Origin of the sequence: Lysinibacillus sp. NPDC097162, assembly GCF_044762185.1 — a bacterium.
Classification (GTDB): Bacteria; Bacillota; Bacilli; order Bacillales_A; family Planococcaceae; genus Lysinibacillus.
In genome coordinates this window covers 868,350-885,752 of sequence record NZ_JBIWDT010000001.1, presented here as the reverse complement: position 1 = coordinate 885,752, position 17,403 = coordinate 868,350, and the positions used below count along the sequence as shown (strand labels likewise).

Sequence of the window (17,403 nt, the reverse complement as noted above, 5' to 3'; positions counted from 1 at the left end):
TGAAGAGGATGCCGAATCGGGCATCCTCTATTTAGCTGTTTCCTGAAGCTCAACATCCAACACTTTTTGTGTTTCAGTCGTATACTTAATTCTTACATAAACACCGAATTCTTTGTCTCCCTCTTTTAACCAAAGCTTAAATTTTTCTATGGTTGCCTCTTCATTCACTTCACTACCCTCATGTAAGTAGTCGATAATTTTTGAATTGGGGTATGATGATTGTGTCTTTTCAATAGCAAGTTTCCCCCATTTAGCATAGGCAGGCGTTACCTCGGCATGTGCATCCAGCATTGGTAGTGGCACGGCTTGAGGTATCATAAAAATTCCAAGTGCTACAAGTAATTTGCGCATGTTTTGAGCTCCTTTCTTTTTATAGAATGTGCAACAAATAAAAAATCATTATGTTTCTCAGCTTTATTGAAGAAAATGGCACTGTTCTTATTATGTAATCTCGGTATAGCTTTGCTTTAACTACAAAAAATAAATGCTCCAGATGTTATCTTTGGAGCATCCAATATTTTAGGGTCTTTTTGTACTTGGTTGTTGAGGGTTATTATGAATTACTTTATTAAATTCTGCTGAATATTCTTCCCGATCATTTCTTTTATGTGTATCTTCCTTCTTTTTCTTTTTAAAGCTTGTTTTACTTTTCTTTGCCATTGCTAACTCCCTCCAATTTAGCTCTTTTTATTAGATTGTTGATTTTTATCATGATTGGTTTTATTGTTTTTATTTTTCGCTTTGGCATCAAATTCCGCACTGAATTCTTCATTTAGATTATCATTTGGGTTATTGTTATTACTATTACTGTCATCAAGGTCTTTACTTTTGTAAGTTCCAAAAGGATTGTGTGTCCTTGCATTCATTGTTTTTTTGCTGTTTTTGTTATTTCTATTGCCCATAACTTATTCACCTCCTACTTGTAATTTGCTCAGGAGTGAAGGAATTATGCTTTGGGGAAAACTTCAATGGGAGAAGATACAATGGCAAGATTTGCAATCAAAAACATGGGGGATTTTAAACAAAAAAGCTTCTCCATTCCGTTTAAAATACAAAAAATGTACATCACCAATAATCATTAGTAATGTACATTTTTATTTGTCATTTAGACAATTGTATATTCAGTTATATTAAGTAAAGCACCGACTGCACCTGAAAAACCGTGGTCATTGATAAATATAGGTGTATGTTTTTTCGTCCGTGTATAATTGGCAATAACATGTGTAAGGTGGTCATTATGACTAAGAGTTGAGCCGATATAAACGATATGCTGCGCATTTTTTTCCTCGGCATATTGAATACTTAGCGTCGTAATAACCTCACCAACAAGTCCTTGCACAGTCGCAATAATATCCTCTGGAGGATGTTTCACTTCCTCCGTAATACCGACTTTACCAAAATTACTTGCAGTCAAATGCCCGTCAATTGGCGTATCCATTCCTTGATAAATATCTTTTACAAGTAAATCGACACCTTCACGATTACCTCTTGTAGCCAGCTCACGGATTTCATTGTAATCTGTAATTCCTGTTGTAAGCGCTGACAATCCAATTAATGTGCCGCCGCCTACGCCTGTACCACCAACGCGAATATGTGTATTATCTTCCATATAATGAATGGATGTTCCCGTTCCAATATTGGTAATCATACTACGCTCAAAGTAATATCCTTCTTTATTTAGTAAAAAACGAACACCCTTCAATGTAGCTTCAAATTCTACTATATAATGAATCGATTTCATTGTTTTTATGACATCAAGTAATTGTTCTGTACGTCCCCCCGTAACACCAATATCCTCAATATCTGGATTATTTTTAATCCACTCCATTACAGTCTGCAAATCATTTGACGGAAAAGTTGTTAAAATAAGTTCGTTTTGCTCGTCTAAGTAGGCAACCTTCGTCAATGTGCCGCCTGCATCAATACCTATAGCCTTTGGCATACCATTCTCCTTTAACTTTATTCAGCAGAAAAATTTTTCCTACCTAAATAGATGGTTAGATGAATACTAGTTTACTCTTTTATTCAGTGAGTGTCTAAACGCTAACTGATTAAAGTTCATGCCTCCGGCGATTGTCAACGATTTCGAAAGGAGTTTATTTTGTATGCACAATTCAAAATCCTGACACACTGGTTCTGCGCGAAAGCGAAACGTCAGCGATAATTAAGCCGAGGCGCAAGTGAATATTCGCCCTCCCTAAACTTTACCGCTGTTGAAATGATTGTGCAATAACTTGGCAAACTTTCATGAAAAAAAACATGAAAAATAGCAAAATTAATAGATAAATGCAATAAATATTTACATTTTATGCAAAAAAAAGAGTCGCTGTTAAAACAGTCGACTCTTTTTATTATAACATTCTAAAAAAGCTAATTATTGTGCAGAGTATCCGCCATCAATTACAAGCTCGCCACCTGTGATGTAAGAAGCTTCATCAGATGCTAAGAATAAAATAGCGTTTGCAACTTCTTCTGGTTGTCCAAGACGACCCATTGGAGTAGCACGAACTAACATGTCCATTGCTTCTTTGAATTGACCGATGTTAGCAGTCATTGGTGTTTCAATTACACCAGGGAATACTGTGTTTACACGAATGTTAGATCTACCTAATTCAGCAGCTGCTGCACGTGCGATTGCGCGTAAAGAACCTTTTGAAGCTGTATAAGAGTTTAAGCCAGAACCGATAATAGCAGTGTATGATGATGTATTAACGATTGAGCCTTTTCCAGCTTCTTTCATGTATTTAGAAACATGTTTAATTCCTAAGAAAGGACCGAATGAGTTAATTTTGTGCATGATAGCCCAATCTTGGTCTGTAATATCTTGTGGAGATTTTTGTGAAGAAATACCAGCATTGTTGATTAAAATATCGATACGACCATATTTTTCAACAACCGCTTTTGTAAATTCAGCCCAGTTTTCATCAGAAGAAACGTCTAATTTCATGCCTTCTACGTTTTCTAATTCAGAAATTTTTGCTAAATTTTCTTCGTTAATATCAGCAGCAATTACGATTGCGCCCTCTTTAGTGAATAGCTCTGCCATTGAAGCGCCCATTCCTGATGCGCCACCTGTAATAATTGCGATTTTGTTGTCTAAACGTCCCATTAAAAAAACTTCCTCTCTCTTCTATTTCGCCTAAGCGTATTTAGCGTTGTTATGTAACTTTAATTACAAACAGTCGCCTAGCACTTTAAAACTAATGCAGTTTTCTGTCAAACTGTATATGTTTAAATAGTTTACTATTAAACTTTATCATAATTTTGAAGCGTTTTCAAAGAATATGACCGATATTTGAACAATCTGTTTTCACTTTCCTCAATTTTGCGATACGATATACATTGAGGCTTGACTATTTGAACGGAGGAAAAACACGTGAAAGATAAAAAAACACTTTATAAAGAAGCGATGCAAGTTTTAAAAGAAACGAGTCGCACATTTTATATACCTATTACTTTTTTAAAAAATGATTTAAAAATGTCAGTTGCTGCTGCATATTTAGCGATGCGTGCCATTGACGAAATCGAAGACCATGAAGAACTTTCGAATGATGTGAAATTCGATTTACTTTCCGCAACAAGTGAATTATTAAAAGAAGAGTTCGATGAAGTAGCCTATAATACTTTACTAGCTCCATACGCTGAACAATTACCCGAAGTTTCCCTTCGTTTAGCGGATTGGCTAACATTTTGCCCAGACGGCTCTCTAGAAATTGTCCAAGCATCTACAAGTGAAATGGCATATGGCATGGCAAAATGGGCAAAAGCAAATTGGCAAGTGCATACACGTGAAGATTTGGATGACTATACATACTATGTTGCAGGACTCGTTGGGACAATGCTGTCAGAGTTATGGGCATGGGGTGCAGACGTTCAAACAGATCGCGAATTAGCAATTGGCTACGGTCGAGGACTACAAGCAGTCAATATTTTACGTAATCAGCATGAGGATTTAGACGAGCGTGGTGTAAGCTTTGTGCCGGACGGTTGGACACGAGAAGATTTGTTTGCCTATGCCGAGGAAAACCTAGCGAAAGCAGATCTTTATATGAAGGCAATCAATAAGCGTACGATTTTATTGTTCTGTCGTCTTCCACTTGCTTTAGCCCATAAAACATTAAAAGCAATGCAAGAAGGTCGTGAAAAAATGACGCGCGCTGAAGTAGAGCAAACTGTAGAAGAGATTCAAAAATAGGTGCCTGGCACCCACACAATTCACTACAATTCATAAAAATTCAAAAGCCCTTGTGTTGAGAATGGTCTCACACAAGGGCTTTATTGTTCATATGACGCTGACGAATCGACTAATTAGCTCATAGCCGAAATATAGAGAAAGTACCGATAATAATGTAAAGACAACTTTTTCTACTTTTCCGCCAGTTTTCGTTGTTAAAGGAAAGCGCACTGACATGTTTATCGGGAAAAATAGCTTCACCCCTTGTTTCGTCCCCATATCGAGGACAATATGACTCACCATGCCTACTAAAAGTCCCGCAATAATCGATTCATATGGGATTATTGCGTGTAACAGTGTCGCTACAAGAAACAAAAACAGTAAACTATGTGTAAAGGAACGATGTCCAAATAGCTTGTTAACAATTTTTGAAATGATGGGAAATGTCCGCCCAATTTTGCTTCCGCCATGGCAAATATCCGGAATTAATGCTCCGATAATACCAGCTCCAACTAATACGAATGGATTATCATTTGAAATTTGAGCAAAGGCAAGGCTAGCTGTGATGCCTCCAATGATGTGTGTATTCCCTTGCATAATTACTCCCTCTCTATGTACTGTAATTTTACTTTCCTAATGTAACATATTCTCCTCCAAAAGAGAACATACATTCCAAACATACGTTTTATTTTTTTACTTTACGTTGACTACTTTCGAAATTCTCCAAAGCGAGCCTAAAATTTTTGTAATGAAATTGTATATCTAGTAGGTCTAACGTGAAAAATGACTACGGGAGGTAGCTATGAAAACGTATAAAGGAATGCTATTTATTTTCATCACGATGCTTGGGAGTGCGTTACTATGGTATTGTGCGACGCCGATTGAAACTTTACATGAGTTAAATAGGCTCAGCCATATTATTGGGGGCATGGCAATTACAGGATTCTTTCTTGTTTTTTTACTTGCCACAAGAAATAAAATTCTCGAACGGTGGTTTCATGGCTTAGAACATGTCTATAAATATCATAAGTATTTGGCGATTCTATCATTAGGGCTAGTGATTTTACACAGTCAATTGCAAGATTTAGTGCCACATGGGGATAAAGGGATAGAAACTCCGCTCAATGAATTAGCAAAGAAATTTGGTGAGCTTGCGCAATATGGCTTTATCGGGCTAATCGCCATTGCACTATTAGCAAAATTTCTGAAATATGAGCATTGGCGCTATATTCACCGTTTATTGCTTTTACCGTATGCGATTGGCCTTTACCATGTCTACTTTTCAAGCAAGTATGATTTATTTCAAGTGACACCCCTCGGTATTTTTACTGCAATAACTGCCATTATAGGGACAATGTCCGCTTTATATATGCTTACAATGTATCAAGATATGCGATTTAAACATACAGGTAACGTTACAGGCATCCGAAAGATGGGTGCTAGCGCAGTTGAATTAGAATTAACATTAGATCGAAAATTCCCCTATCATCATGGTCAGTATATCTTTTTAAAAATATTCCAAGATGGTTTAGAAAAAGCACCACACCCCTTCTCCATTTCAGGCGGAGATGGTCATAAAATTTTTGTATCGATTAAGGCACTTGGCGACTTTACTAAAAAGGTAAATACACAAATACAATTGCAAACACAAGTATCCATTGAAGGCCCCTACGGTCATCTAAACTTTGACAAAGGTTATCAACAACAAATTTGGATAGCTGGTGGTGTAGGCATTACGCCTTTTATATCGTATTTACAATCGCAACCTACTGATCGCGAAATTGAATTATTTTACACGTTCCGTGGAGAAAACGATGCTATCTATAAAATTTTTTTACAAAAATACGCAGAAAACAATAAGCATTTTAAAGTGAATTTTATCGATACGACCACCATGGACAGACTTACTTTCGATCATTATTCAGTGCCAGTGCATACGAGCATCTTTTTGTGTGGCCCTGAGAAAATGGTGAAGTACTTTATTAAGCATTTCAAATCCAACAGTAGCGATATCGACATCAACTATGAAACCTTTAAATTTAAATAACGTATCCAAAAAAAGAGGCTACATCCAATAGTAGGAATGTGAGCCTCTTTCTCGCTTATTATCATTTAATAATTTTACGACTAAACAAATGCCTATTTTTCACTATAATGACACTTACGACTGCAAGTAATAGCCCCGAAATCAAAAAGACTAGTCTTACGCCTATAACATCTGCAATAATTCCCATCATAAGAGAGGAAATGCCAAATGCCCCCGTAGAAATCGCACTTAAAGAAGTATATACAGAGGACAGTTCTCCTTTTGGGACACTCGTTTGAATAACCGTATGTTGTGGGATGCTCTTTATTTGGCCAAAAAACCCAACGCAAAAAGTTAATAATAATGCGATAATTGGAATACTATTAACACTAAAAAAAATGGTTGCTATAAACATAAACAAAGAACCAATAAACATCACTTTCGCTAATTGCCGCTCAATAAAAGATGTATATTTAACACAATAAACGCTTCCTGCTATTAAACCTACAAAAAATGTGCCATTCAAAAAGCCCCACCATTGCTCGTCAACTAGTAAAGCATCCGTGACAAATACCAATATAATTGCAGCAATCCAAACCGTACCTGCAATCGATTCTAGAAAATCTATCCAAACAATCTTTCTTAATAGTGGCGTATGCCAAAGTAATTTCCAGCCTTTGATAACTTGTTCTATTTTCCCTTGTTGTGCAAGTGATTGATGGTCAACATTTTCTAACAAGCATAAGACAATACTGGCCACTGTAAACAAACAGCCCACTACCCAAACTACTTGCTGGGAACTTAGAAAAAGTAAAAATAGGCTACCTACGAACCACATAACGGTTTGAATAAATTGAGTGACTGCTTCGTCAATGCCATTTGCCTTCAATAATTGTTCGTCTTTCACATAATGTGGAACCAATGTCTGTCTTATTGGATTCGCGCAACCATCAAGAAATGCAACCATACTTATAACAATAAACAACAAGTAAAAGTTAGTTGCTGTTGTTACATATAACAGTAGCCCTAATAAAAATAATAAACATGTCTTTCCTATTTGCGAACCTGCCATTAACCATTTTAAATTCACTTTTTCAAACAAAAGCGGAGTCAATATGCTTGATACAAACATTGATGAAGCAATTGTAAATGGCACAAATGATGCTGCAATAGCCGATTCCGTTACAACGTAAATTAAATGAATAATGCTCACTATATATAAAACATCACCTATATTTGCCAGTGACTGACCGATCAGTAATAATGAAAAATTTCTACCCAATTTCATAATAAACCCCCATTTTCAAGAAATTAAATTTATCGAAATGGGTGATTTTTAAATTGGACTGTTCATGTAAACTTTCCTCCCCCATTTTTCACGAAATGAAATTCATTCAAATGGGTGATTTTTAAATTGGACTACACATGCAAACTGCCCTCCTTCTGTCTAGTAGATAAATCTTGGGGGAATTAGATTTATCAAAAATTTTTTGTATGTAATTTTTCCGTAGAAAAGCTTATGCCTTAGTATATTCAAAAATCAGTCCTAATTTTTATATTTTTGTTGAATGGTTTGAAGATGTTGTGCTTTTACTACCTCTGATACTTGCATTAGTGGCAGTAATTTCGTATAGATGGCTTCAATATCACTTTGCGAGAAAAATGAAGTACCTGATTGATTACGGATTTCTATAAAACGTCGTACATTTTCTCGCTTTAACACATGTACATTTTTAGACGTTACCTCCACTTTTTTCAACTGACAACGCTCACTGAAAACAATGACAGAATGTAAAGCTTCATCTGGTAGTCCTAGAAAATTTTGAATTGCTCTTATATGGGTGGCATTTTGACGAATTGGGTTATAAAATTTAAATTTTTTATTATTAGGCATTGTTTGTGTCCATTGACTTTGATTTTCATTGCCAAAAATCCATCCACTATAGTTTTTAGACTCTATTACATATAGACCAGACCGATCTATATAAACTAAATCCACTTCCGTCCAGTCATTTGAATTCTTTTTTTGAATATACACATTAAATAATTGCTTATGACTTTTGAAAGCATACTTTTCAATTATACGTGATGTTAAATATTCTCCATACCTTCCTTTATCAAATATTACCTTAAACATGTTGTAATTGGTTAACCCATAGTAAATACTTGCTCGATAGTTTTTTTGCTTAAAATAAATAATTGATATTGCCATTATAATGACTAATAACATGAAAATTAATAACACAAATTCTTTCCTCCTTATAATAAGTTTTTAGGTTCAAGTTATAATCTTTATTTCTTACCGTCCTCCAACTAATTCGGTAAGTCAAAGCACAAATCATTCACCACACAATTATACCAATATTTTCTAAATTAAACGTATTTTATTTACATAGCATGAAAAACCGGATGAATTCATAAAGTGATTTAATGTTCTCTGAAATATTTAGTCTATATATCTCGGAATATTGCTAAAAATTTCTTGGGAATTGTTATGGATTTAAATCTTAAGTTAATTATTAAATTTGTTGAAAGGGAGGTTTTTTGATGAGTTATTATGATCCGTATTATAGTGATTATGATGCAGTCTTCGGTGGCTTTATGGTTGTGTTCCTTTTAATATTTTTTGCAATGTTAATTATAGGGTATATTGTTAATGCACTAATTTATTTTATGACATCTAAAACAAATGGCTTTAGCGATATAGCTTATATTGCTTGGATTCCTATTATAAACATTTACAGCCTTTTCCTACTAACGGCTAACGGTGATGATGATGTGACAATTCGTGCTGCAGCGAAAAAAACGACCTTAATTTATGCAGGATTGTTTATCGTTTCGTTTATTCCTGCTGTTGGTGTAATCGCGTCACTCGTTATGTTTTGCTATTGGATTTATTACTCCTATCGTCTCTTATATCGTTGGACTGGAGATACCGGCAAAGCTGTTCTCTATATGATCTTATCAATTATTACTGGCGGCTTATTCTTTGCCATTTACGGCTTAATGCGAATGAAACGCCCATTCATAGTATAAATTTCAGCGTTTATAGTCCTCTTTCGTTCAAAAGAATGAAAGAGGATTTTTTTGCTTAACTAAGTTTTTCTATTCCTATTTTATACAATTTATTTTGGCAAACGCTTCTTCCTCATCTTTCCAATATTTTTTAAAAAAGAAGTCAGAAATTACGTTGGATATGCTATATTATAGTTAGAAAATTTAGACTTTCTAACTTTTAAAGCAAAGGGGATTTTTAATTATGTATGAAAATATTTTAAGACATCCAGGGCCGACACCTATTCCAAAAAAGGTTCAGCTTGCGATGAACCGAGATATCTTCAGCCATCGAAGCAATGAATTTGTGGAGCTATATCGTGAAACAACTGAGCTCATTAAACCTATTTTCGGCACTAAGCAGGACATTTTATTGCTTCCATCTGGTGGTACAGCAGCATTAGAAGCAGCAGCTGTCAATACAGTTTGTGCAGGTGAAGACGTTGTCGTCATTACGGTAGGCGCTTTTGGGGATTACTTCGTTTCGATTTGTGAAAAATATGGCTTTAACGTACATAAGCTTGCGAAACAATGGGGACAAGCATGCACAGCTGAAGAGTTACGTACCTTTTTACAACCTTTGCAAAATATTAAAGCCGTTTTTGTTACGTATAATGAAACTTCAACAGGTATTTTAAATCCAATTGCAGAATTAGCACAGGTTGTTCGTGAAGAAAGTGATGCGTTAGTAATTGTTGATGGCGTAAGCTGTATTGGTGGTGCTCCTGCTGAAATGGATGCATGGGGCATTGATATTCTCGTAACAGGCTCACAAAAAGCGATGATGCTTCCACCTGGCCTTTCTCTCGTTAGTGTAAGCGACCGAGCATGGAAGGTCATTGAAGAAAATAAAGCACCATCTTATTACTTGAATTTATTAAGCTATCGCGATTGGGCAGAGAAAGGTATGACACCGAATACCCCTGCCATTACACTAATTTATGGTCTACACGAAGTGTGTAAACTTATTGAACAAGAAGGTGGATTTTCTCAAACTGTTGCCCGTCATGAACTGATGAAAAACATGGTACGCAGTGCGATGAAAGCACTTAATATTGAGCTTTTGACAGCCGATGAATACGCTTCACCTACTATTACAGCAATAATGGCTCCTAAAGGGATTGCATTAGGTGAATTTTTGACACATCTTAAACAAAGATACCATCTAGATTTTGCGGGTGGATTAGGTCATTTACAAGGAGAAATTTTCAGATTTGGCCATATGGGGTACTGCTTCCCTAGTGATGTTTTACAAGCGGTTTCTTTAATGGAGGCGGCACTGCAAGACTTTTCTTACGACTTTGAGCCAGGTGCAGGTGTTAACGCAGCGCATAAAGTGTTTTTAAATGCTCAACTGAAATAACACATGCTTTAACAAAAATAGACTGCCTGACGATAAAATCGATCAGCAGTCTATTTTTACTGTATGAAACTATCTAACGAGTTTTTTAAAATATTCCTCGCGCATCTCCTGTGGCACCATACTGCCCCCTGTTGCCCAGACAAGATGTGTAGCTTGCTCCATTTTATCTAATAAATGATGCTTCTCTAAATAATCTCGCCCATTAGTCATCAACTGAATTGGTCCGAACATCCCCGCATGTGCAGATGGTTCTAAAAATAGATCTTCTGATTCCATGGCTAAACCGAGTGAAGTAAACAATTCTTCATCTTTCACTGTATAACAGCCACTAATATATGTTTCCATCACTTTCCCGACGAATTTTGAAGCACGTCCGACAGCTAGACCATCCGCTTCTGTTTTATTATCCAAGCCGATATCTTCTACACTGATTTCATCATGTAAGCCAGTCATGAGCCCAATGGTCATACAAGGTGAAGCGGTTGGTTCAGCAAAGAAAATATGAACATGTTCCCCAAACAATTCTCGTAAACCATATGCAACCCCACCAGGTCCACCACCAACACCACATGGTAAATAAACGAACAATGGATGTGCATCATCCACTTGAATATTCGCCTCTTTTAATTGGACTTTTAAGCGCTTCGCTGCCACTGCATAACCCGCAAATAAATCTTTTGAATTCTCATCATCAATAAAATGGCACATTGGATTTTGCGAAGCTTCCTGTCTTCCCTGTTCTACAGCTACACTATAATCTGCCTTATATTCAATGACCGTTGCCCCTTTTGCTCTTAATAATGCCTTCTTCCATTCCTTTGCGTCACTCGACATATGTACAACGACATTGAACCCTAGTTTTTTGCCCATTATGCCGATACTAAGACCTAAATTTCCTGTTGAGCCTACCGCAATCGTGTATTGCTGGAAGAACGTTCGTAGTTCTTCTGTGGCAAACACTGCATAATCATCGTCTACTTTCAACTTGCCATTCGCAATTGCCAATCGCTCGGCATGCTTTAATACTTCATAGATACCACCTCGCGCCTTGATTGAACCCGAAATAGGTAGCGCATGATCACATTTCAAAAATATTTGACCGGGAACCGATATTTGGAACTCTTTTTCAAGTGCTAGCTTCATTTCATCAATCTGTTGAATAGAAGACTCAATCAGTCCTTTGCTTTCTACTAGCTCAGGAAATGCGATAATTAAATAGGAAGAAAAGCGTTTTAGCGTTTCTTCCGCATCGTCAACCTCTTCTATTGAAAAGAGAGTTGTACTCGCTTTTTTCATCCTTTTTGTGTTTTCCCAAAAAACAGTATCCCTATTTTTAATCTTTTCTAGTTTCGGATATAGGTGAAAAAATTCGTTTTTTAGTTTATTTTCCATCTGCAGACCCCTCCATTTTTTGTGCTAAAATTGCTCGTTCACAAATTTGTCGAAATTTCATTTCAAACAACATATTGTTTTCTTTCGTTCTTTTTTTAGGTCCCTTGGTTCGTCCGCCTGCACGTCTAATCTTCTGACCAACATGGCGCATATCGAGCAAACGTTCGATATTTTCACTAGACATTTCCCTACCATTTTGATCGATTGGATACCCTCCTCTTGCCAAAACCATGGCTGCTAAACCGTAATCCTGCGTAATCACAATATCATGTTTTGAAAGCGCATTCACTAGCGTGAAATCAACCGAATCTGGACCCTTCGGCACAATAATTGTTATTACATTATCACGTTCGATACGGTGTGATGTATCGCAAAACAAGATAGTTTCAATCTCAAACTCAGATGATATAGATAGCGCTAAATCCACGACTGGACAGGCATCAGCGTCAATTAATACCTTCACAATAAAGCATCATTCCTTTCTCATAATTAGATGAATCAAGCACCTCTATATTATTTTGATATAACAATTTCAAGACCCCGATTGCTCATTTTTTCACAAACTTATTCGACTTGGAAAAAGTATTTTATTGAATAGTGTGAAAAATAGATATACGATACACCTATCAATTAAATTGGAGGTTTTCAATATGACAACAACAACTGTAAGCAACGATCAATTAGCAAAAGAATACGTTGACGGCGTGTTCGAGCAACTGAAAAACCAAAACAGTCATCAAGCGGAGTTTTTACAAGCAGCTGAAGAAATTTTCATTTCATTAGTGCCTGTATTTGCACAACATCCTGAATATATTAAGGCAAATATTCTTTCTCGTATCGTTGAGCCAGATCGCATCATTTCATTCCGTGTAGCATGGCAAGATGATAACAACCAAGTACAAGTAAACCGTGGTTATCGTGTACAGTACAGCAACGTCATGGGACCTTATAAAGGCGGGCTTCGCTTCCACCCTTCAGTAAACGAATCTATTATTAAGTTTTTAGGCTTTGAGCAGATCTTTAAAAACGCATTAACTGGTCAACCAATCGGTGGTGGTAAAGGTGGATCTAACTTTAATCCAAAAGGCAAATCCGATTCAGAAATCATGCGTTTCTGCCAAGCATTCATGACTGAATTATACCGTCATATTGGTCCAGATGTCGATGTTCCTGCTGGTGATATCGGTGTAGGTGCTCGTGAAGTAGGTTATTTATGGGGGCAATACAAGCGCCTTACAAAAGCAAACGAATCTGGAGTATTAACAGGTAAAACGCCTGGTTACGGTGGTTCATTAGCTCGTAAAGAAGCAACTGGTTACGGTACAGTATACTTTGTTGAAGAAATGTTAAAAGACGTAAATGATTCATTTGACGGTAAAACTGTTGTTATTTCTGGTTCTGGGAATGTATCAACTTATGCAATTGAAAAAGCTCAGGCATACGGTGCAAAAGTTGTTGCTTGCTCTGATTCTTCAGGCTATATCTATGATGCAGATGGATTAGATCTTGATGTCATTAAAGAAATTAAAGAAGTAAAAAGTGACCGTATATCAACTTACGTCGACTACCGTCCAAATGCTACATTTACAGAAGGTTGTACAGGAATTTGGTCTATTCCATGTGATATTGCGCTACCATGTGCAACACAAAACGAAATTAACGGCGACGCTGCTCGTACATTAATTTCAAATGGTGTAAAAGCAATCGGTGAAGGTGCCAATATGCCATCTGATCTTGAAGCAATTAACGAATTTTTAAACGCTGGAGTATTATTTGGGCCTGCTAAAGCAGCTAATGCTGGTGGCGTGGCGGTATCAGCACTAGAAATGGCACAAGATTCTAGCCGTATATTCTGGTCATTTGAAGAAGTAGATGCGAAGTTACACCAAATTATGAAAAATATTTATGCAGATAGTAAAGCTGCTGCTGATAAATATGGCTATCCAGGAAACCTAGTAGTTGGGGCTAACATCGCCGGCTTTGTAAAAGTTGCTGATGGAATGCTTTCTGAAGGTATCTATTAAATAACCTTTGATACAATTTATTCGGTTATTCTACCATCTAGTAACTAGAATCCTTTATTAAAATTTTAAATTTTCTTAATTTCTCTTAAGATGATAACGAATATTCGTTATCATCTTATTTTTTTGTATAAAACATGTAAAAAAATAAGCATAAATAAGATTATAACGAACATTTTTTATATTAAACATTCTAAACATTCGTGTTATAATTATAAGGTACTATGAAATATTGGAGGGTTTTTTGTGGAATTATTGTATACAGGTAAAACGAAAAATGTGTTCAAGTTAGAAGATGGTCATTACTTATTAAAATTTAAAGATGATGTAACTGGAGAAAACGGCGTATTTGACCCTGGTGCAAATACTGTAGGTTTAACAATTGATGGTGCTGGCCTAGCTGGTCTTCGCTTAACTTCTTATTTCTACTCAAAACTAAATGAACAAGGTGTCCCTACTCACTACGTAGATGCAAACTTCGACGATGCTACAATGACTGTAAAGCCCGCAACAGTTTTCGGCAAAGGATTAGAAGTCATTTGTCGCTTCAAAGCTGTTGGCTCTTTCCTACGACGCTATGGCGCTTATGTACAAGAAGGACAACCTTTGGATTCTTTCGTTGAGGTAACAATCAAAGATGACGATCGTCTAGATCCTCCAATTTCTGAAGATGCTTTAGCAATGTTAAACCTGTTATCACATGAAGAATATGCAATTTTAAAACAACGCACAATTGAAATTTCTAAATTCGTCGGTGCAGAGCTAGCAAAAAAAGGCTTAACGCTTTACGATATTAAATTAGAATTCGGCCGTGATGCACAAACAAATGAAATATTATTAATTGATGAAATTTCTGGCGGTAATATGCGTGCATACAAAGGCGAACAATACATCGAGCCATTAGAACTCGAAAAAATTATGTTAGCAGACTAATAACTAATCCCCTTCTAAGTAATCCATTTACTTAGAAGGTTTTTTCTTCTTTTGCAAAACACCTCACTGTTATAAATTACCGATAATTCCCTGTAGCTATAAGTATGTCTTTCATTTATGCTCAAATACGTTGGGCAAAAAAATTTAGTCCCATTTAAGACAATTTTTGAAACCTTTCACCACTTCACTCGTATATTGAGTAGAAGCAATATTATCATCACAGGAGGTAGTTTAATGGAAAACTATAATGAAACAACGCAACAAGAAAGGCCAAAAGTTAATCCGTTTCTGTCTACTTGGATGCATCCAAAGCAAGCAGCACGCTACATGATTGATGCTAAAACGATTGGTTATGCAATTCTTGTCATGTCCATCGGTTATATCGGTTCTTTGCTTTCTGGCCTTATAGATAGTAATTTCTTGCTTGACGTATCCCCTTGGATTATCGTGCTATTTTGTGTAATTTTAGCGCCAATCGCGGCTATTATCGGCACAGCCTTTTCTACCCTTATTTTCTGGTTGTTTGGTAAATTATTCAAAGGTACTGCAACGTATTCAGACTTATTTAAAGCACTAAGCTTAACTGCTGTACCATTTATTTTAGCCATTCCTTTCTATTTAATTTGGCTAATTACATCTCCTGAATCGTTAATGGATACTAACTTATTAGGGTCTGTTCCTTGGATTTTTTGGATAACGATGTTAGTGACAGCTGTTGTTAGCATTTGGTCCTTCGTCACGACAGTGGCTGTTGTAGCGGAAGCACATCAAATCTCGAATTGGAAAGCATTTTTTACAATAGTTATTCCTTCTATCATCGGAGGAGTCATTGTCTTTGTATTGGTTGCTGTTCTCTTTATTGGCCTTATCGGTATTAGCATGATGTAATAAAAATCTCCCACTCTCAAATGAGAGGGGAGATTTTTTAGTTTAAAACCGACTTTCTACAGATTAAACGGAAAGTACCGTCTGTTGCTGGAATAACTCAGATACACCAGATGCAACAGCTGCCCCACTGACAGCACGTGAAACAATTTCAACAACACGCACATCTAAAGATTTAGGCACAATATATTCTTCTGTTAATTCTTCATCGCTAACAAGAGAAGCAATAGCTTCAACTGCCGCTAATTTCATATCCTCATTAATATCTGTAGCACGTACATCTAATGCTCCGCGGAAAATTCCCGGGAAAGCTAAAACATTATTAATTTGATTTGGGTAATCTGATCGCCCAGTACCCATAATACGAACGCCCCAAGCTTTAGCATTTTCATACGTAATTTCTGGATTCGGGTTTGCTAATGCAAAGACAACCGGATTTTCATTCATAGATGTAATATGTGCTTCTGTTAATAAATTCGCAACAGACACGCCGATAAAGACATCTGCACCTACAAGTGCGTCTTCCAACGTACCATGAATTTTTTCTGGATTAGTTAAATGTGCAACTGCCTCTTTAATCGGGTTCATACCTTCCGCGCGACCTTCATAAATAATCCCTTTTGTATCGCACATATAAATATTTTTATACCCCATTTGCACAAGAATACGTAAAATGGCGATGCCTGCTGCACCCGCACCATTAATGACTACTTTCATCGTCGCAACATCTTTTTTAACGATTCGATTCGCATTAATCATGCCCGCTCCTACAACTATTGCTGTGCCATGTTGATCATCATGAAATACTGGAATATCGCATTCTTGACGTAGACGATCTTCAATTTCAAAGCAACGCGGTGCCGAAATATCTTCTAGATTAACAGCACCAAATGTTGGCGCAAGCGCCTTCACAATGCTGACGATTTCATCTGTGCTTTTTGTATCTAAACAAATTGGGAAAGCATCAACATTGGCAAAACGCTTTAATAAGATTGCCTTTCCTTCCATAACAGGTAGTGCTGCCTTCGGTCCAATATCCCCTAAACCTAACACTGCAGTACCATCCGAAACAATCGCAACCATATTCCCCTTCATTGTATAGTCATAGACAAGAGATGGATTTTTTTCAATTTCGATACATGGTGCCGCTACACCTGGTGAATATGCAAGACTAAGGTCATAAGAGTCTTGTACAGGAACCTTTGAAATCACCTCTAATTTTCCACTATAATGTGCATGCATATCTAACGCTTTTTTCATAATATCCATTCTATCCGCCCCTTTTTATGTTTTTATTGTATGTCAGAATCATAATACTTTGTGAAATAACAGTCAACGAAAATAACTCTAAAAGCAAAATTTTCTTTGATAAATCAGCATTATTCGTCGATAAATACATTTTTTTGTTTTGTTATCAATTTCACAATCAATTATATCGAAATAATAAACAACCTGTTTCGCCATTACCAAAATGCACTTATATCGGCGCTAAGCCTGTTCAACTTTTCACATAGTATTTTTCTACAGTAAATGAGAAGAATTTCACAAACTTATG

Annotated in this window: 18 protein-coding genes; 7 read left to right on the top strand and 11 right to left on the bottom strand. The window is 36.4% G+C overall.

The window, feature by feature from the left end; genetic code table 11:
- Positions 1 to 27: 27 nt before the first annotated feature.
- The 5 genes from ACIQXW_RS04265 to ACIQXW_RS04245 form a co-directional block, all read right to left on the bottom strand.
- Complete coding sequence (locus tag ACIQXW_RS04265; RefSeq protein ID WP_402760054.1) at positions 28 to 351, bottom strand: DUF3889 domain-containing protein; 324 nt, start codon at positions 349 to 351, stop codon at positions 28 to 30.
- A gap of 168 nt (positions 352 to 519) precedes the next feature.
- Positions 520 to 660, bottom strand: coding sequence for a hypothetical protein (locus tag ACIQXW_RS04260; RefSeq protein WP_340824972.1), 141 nt, complete (start codon positions 658 to 660; stop codon positions 520 to 522).
- 17 nt (positions 661 to 677) lie between these two features.
- Positions 678 to 902 carry a hypothetical protein gene (locus tag ACIQXW_RS04255; RefSeq protein ID WP_172771013.1) on the bottom strand — a complete coding sequence of 75 codons (225 nt, stop codon included), beginning with the start codon at positions 900 to 902 and terminating at the stop codon, positions 678 to 680.
- A 203-nt stretch (positions 903 to 1,105) separates the two neighbouring features.
- Positions 1,106 to 1,942, bottom strand: coding sequence for a type II pantothenate kinase (gene coaW / locus ACIQXW_RS04250; protein ID WP_401018576.1), 837 nt, complete (start codon positions 1,940 to 1,942; stop codon positions 1,106 to 1,108).
- 432 nt (positions 1,943 to 2,374) lie between these two features.
- Positions 2,375 to 3,109 (bottom strand): SDR family NAD(P)-dependent oxidoreductase, encoded by a 735-nt coding sequence (locus ACIQXW_RS04245; protein WP_172771011.1) that lies wholly within the window; start codon positions 3,107 to 3,109, stop codon positions 2,375 to 2,377.
- 300 nt (positions 3,110 to 3,409) lie between these two features.
- Between ACIQXW_RS04245 and ACIQXW_RS04240 the strand changes: the two genes are divergently transcribed.
- On the top strand, positions 3,410 to 4,195 hold the full coding sequence (locus ACIQXW_RS04240; RefSeq protein ID WP_402762434.1) for a squalene/phytoene synthase family protein: 786 nt from the start codon (positions 3,410 to 3,412) through the stop codon (positions 4,193 to 4,195).
- Positions 4,196 to 4,282: 87 nt separating this feature from the next.
- On the opposite strand, the gene ACIQXW_RS04235 is transcribed toward ACIQXW_RS04240, so the two are convergent.
- Entirely contained in the window at positions 4,283 to 4,771 is a 489-nt protein-coding gene (locus ACIQXW_RS04235; protein WP_401018577.1) for a metal-dependent hydrolase, read from the bottom strand.
- Positions 4,772 to 4,976: 205 nt separating this feature from the next.
- Here ACIQXW_RS04235 and ACIQXW_RS04230 point away from each other — a divergent pair, with 205 nt between their 5' ends.
- Positions 4,977 to 6,221 (top strand): ferredoxin reductase family protein, encoded by a 1,245-nt coding sequence (locus tag ACIQXW_RS04230; RefSeq protein WP_402760051.1) that lies wholly within the window; start codon positions 4,977 to 4,979, stop codon positions 6,219 to 6,221.
- 61 nt (positions 6,222 to 6,282) lie between these two features.
- Here the strand turns inward: ACIQXW_RS04230 and ACIQXW_RS04225 are convergent, their stop codons facing one another.
- The gene (locus tag ACIQXW_RS04225; protein WP_402760049.1) at positions 6,283 to 7,488 is read right to left on the bottom strand and encodes an MFS transporter; all 1,206 of its coding nucleotides are present in this window, start codon (positions 7,486 to 7,488) and stop codon (positions 6,283 to 6,285) included.
- Between the two features lie 258 nt (positions 7,489 to 7,746).
- A complete protein-coding gene (locus ACIQXW_RS04220; RefSeq protein ID WP_402760047.1) occupies positions 7,747 to 8,445 on the bottom strand; it encodes a nuclease-related domain-containing protein in 699 nt (232 codons plus the stop codon).
- A gap of 302 nt (positions 8,446 to 8,747) precedes the next feature.
- Between ACIQXW_RS04220 and ACIQXW_RS04215 the strand changes: the two genes are divergently transcribed.
- Both ACIQXW_RS04215 and ACIQXW_RS04210 read left to right on the top strand, forming a co-directional pair.
- Positions 8,748 to 9,236 (top strand): hypothetical protein, encoded by a 489-nt coding sequence (locus ACIQXW_RS04215; RefSeq protein WP_340824981.1) that lies wholly within the window; start codon positions 8,748 to 8,750, stop codon positions 9,234 to 9,236.
- A gap of 223 nt (positions 9,237 to 9,459) precedes the next feature.
- Positions 9,460 to 10,617, top strand: coding sequence for a pyridoxal-phosphate-dependent aminotransferase family protein (locus ACIQXW_RS04210; RefSeq protein WP_402760046.1), 1,158 nt, complete (start codon positions 9,460 to 9,462; stop codon positions 10,615 to 10,617).
- Between the two features lie 69 nt (positions 10,618 to 10,686).
- Here the strand turns inward: ACIQXW_RS04210 and ACIQXW_RS04205 are convergent, their stop codons facing one another.
- Both ACIQXW_RS04205 and ACIQXW_RS04200 read right to left on the bottom strand, forming a co-directional pair.
- Positions 10,687 to 12,009: a D-serine ammonia-lyase gene (locus tag ACIQXW_RS04205; RefSeq protein ID WP_402760044.1), complete on the bottom strand. Its 1,323-nt coding sequence runs from the start codon at positions 12,007 to 12,009 to the stop codon at positions 10,687 to 10,689.
- Positions 11,999 to 12,472, bottom strand: a complete 474-nt coding sequence (locus ACIQXW_RS04200; protein ID WP_340824987.1) for a YaiI/YqxD family protein — start codon at positions 12,470 to 12,472, stop codon at positions 11,999 to 12,001. The genes ACIQXW_RS04205 and ACIQXW_RS04200 overlap by 11 nt, the downstream gene beginning before the upstream one ends.
- Positions 12,473 to 12,659: 187 nt before the next feature.
- Between ACIQXW_RS04200 and gdhA the strand changes: the two genes are divergently transcribed.
- From gdhA to ACIQXW_RS04185, 3 genes are all read left to right on the top strand, one after another.
- Entirely contained in the window at positions 12,660 to 14,033 is a 1,374-nt protein-coding gene (gene gdhA, locus ACIQXW_RS04195; RefSeq protein WP_340824989.1) for an NADP-specific glutamate dehydrogenase, read from the top strand.
- Between the two features lie 243 nt (positions 14,034 to 14,276).
- The gene (locus ACIQXW_RS04190; protein WP_340824991.1) at positions 14,277 to 14,963 is read left to right on the top strand and encodes a phosphoribosylaminoimidazolesuccinocarboxamide synthase; all 687 of its coding nucleotides are present in this window, start codon (positions 14,277 to 14,279) and stop codon (positions 14,961 to 14,963) included.
- Between the two features lie 234 nt (positions 14,964 to 15,197).
- Positions 15,198 to 15,851 carry a Yip1 family protein gene (locus ACIQXW_RS04185; RefSeq protein ID WP_401018591.1) on the top strand — a complete coding sequence of 218 codons (654 nt, stop codon included), beginning with the start codon at positions 15,198 to 15,200 and terminating at the stop codon, positions 15,849 to 15,851.
- A 63-nt stretch (positions 15,852 to 15,914) separates the two neighbouring features.
- Here ACIQXW_RS04185 and ACIQXW_RS04180 read toward each other — a convergent pair whose 3' ends face one another.
- A complete protein-coding gene (locus tag ACIQXW_RS04180) occupies positions 15,915 to 17,117 on the bottom strand; it encodes an NAD(P)-dependent malic enzyme (RefSeq protein ID WP_401018593.1) in 1,203 nt (400 codons plus the stop codon).
- Positions 17,118 to 17,403: the final 286 nt, after the last annotated feature.

Bases quoted from the DNA above. Each gene is read 5' to 3' on its own strand.
- ACIQXW_RS04265 (WP_402760054.1), bottom strand. From the start codon at position 351: ATGCGCAAATTACTTGTAGCACTTGGAATTTTTATGATACCTCAAGCC.
- ACIQXW_RS04260 (WP_340824972.1), bottom strand. From the start codon at position 660: ATGGCAAAGAAAAGTAAAACAAGCTTTAAAAAGAAAAAGAAGGAAGAT.
- ACIQXW_RS04255 (WP_172771013.1), bottom strand. From the start codon at position 902: ATGGGCAATAGAAATAACAAAAACAGCAAAAAAACAATGAATGCAAGG.
- coaW (WP_401018576.1), bottom strand. From the start codon at position 1,942: ATGCCAAAGGCTATAGGTATTGATGCAGGCGGCACATTGACGAAGGTT.
- ACIQXW_RS04245 (WP_172771011.1), bottom strand. From the start codon at position 3,109: ATGGGACGTTTAGACAACAAAATCGCAATTATTACAGGTGGCGCATCA.
- ACIQXW_RS04240 (WP_402762434.1), top strand. From the start codon at position 3,410: ATGCAAGTTTTAAAAGAAACGAGTCGCACATTTTATATACCTATTACT.
- ACIQXW_RS04235 (WP_401018577.1), bottom strand. From the start codon at position 4,771: ATGCAAGGGAATACACACATCATTGGAGGCATCACAGCTAGCCTTGCC.
- ACIQXW_RS04230 (WP_402760051.1), top strand. From the start codon at position 4,977: ATGAAAACGTATAAAGGAATGCTATTTATTTTCATCACGATGCTTGGG.
- ACIQXW_RS04225 (WP_402760049.1), bottom strand. From the start codon at position 7,488: ATGAAATTGGGTAGAAATTTTTCATTATTACTGATCGGTCAGTCACTG.
- ACIQXW_RS04215 (WP_340824981.1), top strand. From the start codon at position 8,748: ATGAGTTATTATGATCCGTATTATAGTGATTATGATGCAGTCTTCGGT.
- ACIQXW_RS04210 (WP_402760046.1), top strand. From the start codon at position 9,460: ATGTATGAAAATATTTTAAGACATCCAGGGCCGACACCTATTCCAAAA.
- ACIQXW_RS04205 (WP_402760044.1), bottom strand. From the start codon at position 12,009: ATGGAAAATAAACTAAAAAACGAATTTTTTCACCTATATCCGAAACTA.
- gdhA (WP_340824989.1), top strand. From the start codon at position 12,660: ATGACAACAACAACTGTAAGCAACGATCAATTAGCAAAAGAATACGTT.
- ACIQXW_RS04185 (WP_401018591.1), top strand. From the start codon at position 15,198: ATGGAAAACTATAATGAAACAACGCAACAAGAAAGGCCAAAAGTTAAT.
- ACIQXW_RS04180 (WP_401018593.1), bottom strand. From the start codon at position 17,117: ATGGATATTATGAAAAAAGCGTTAGATATGCATGCACATTATAGTGGA.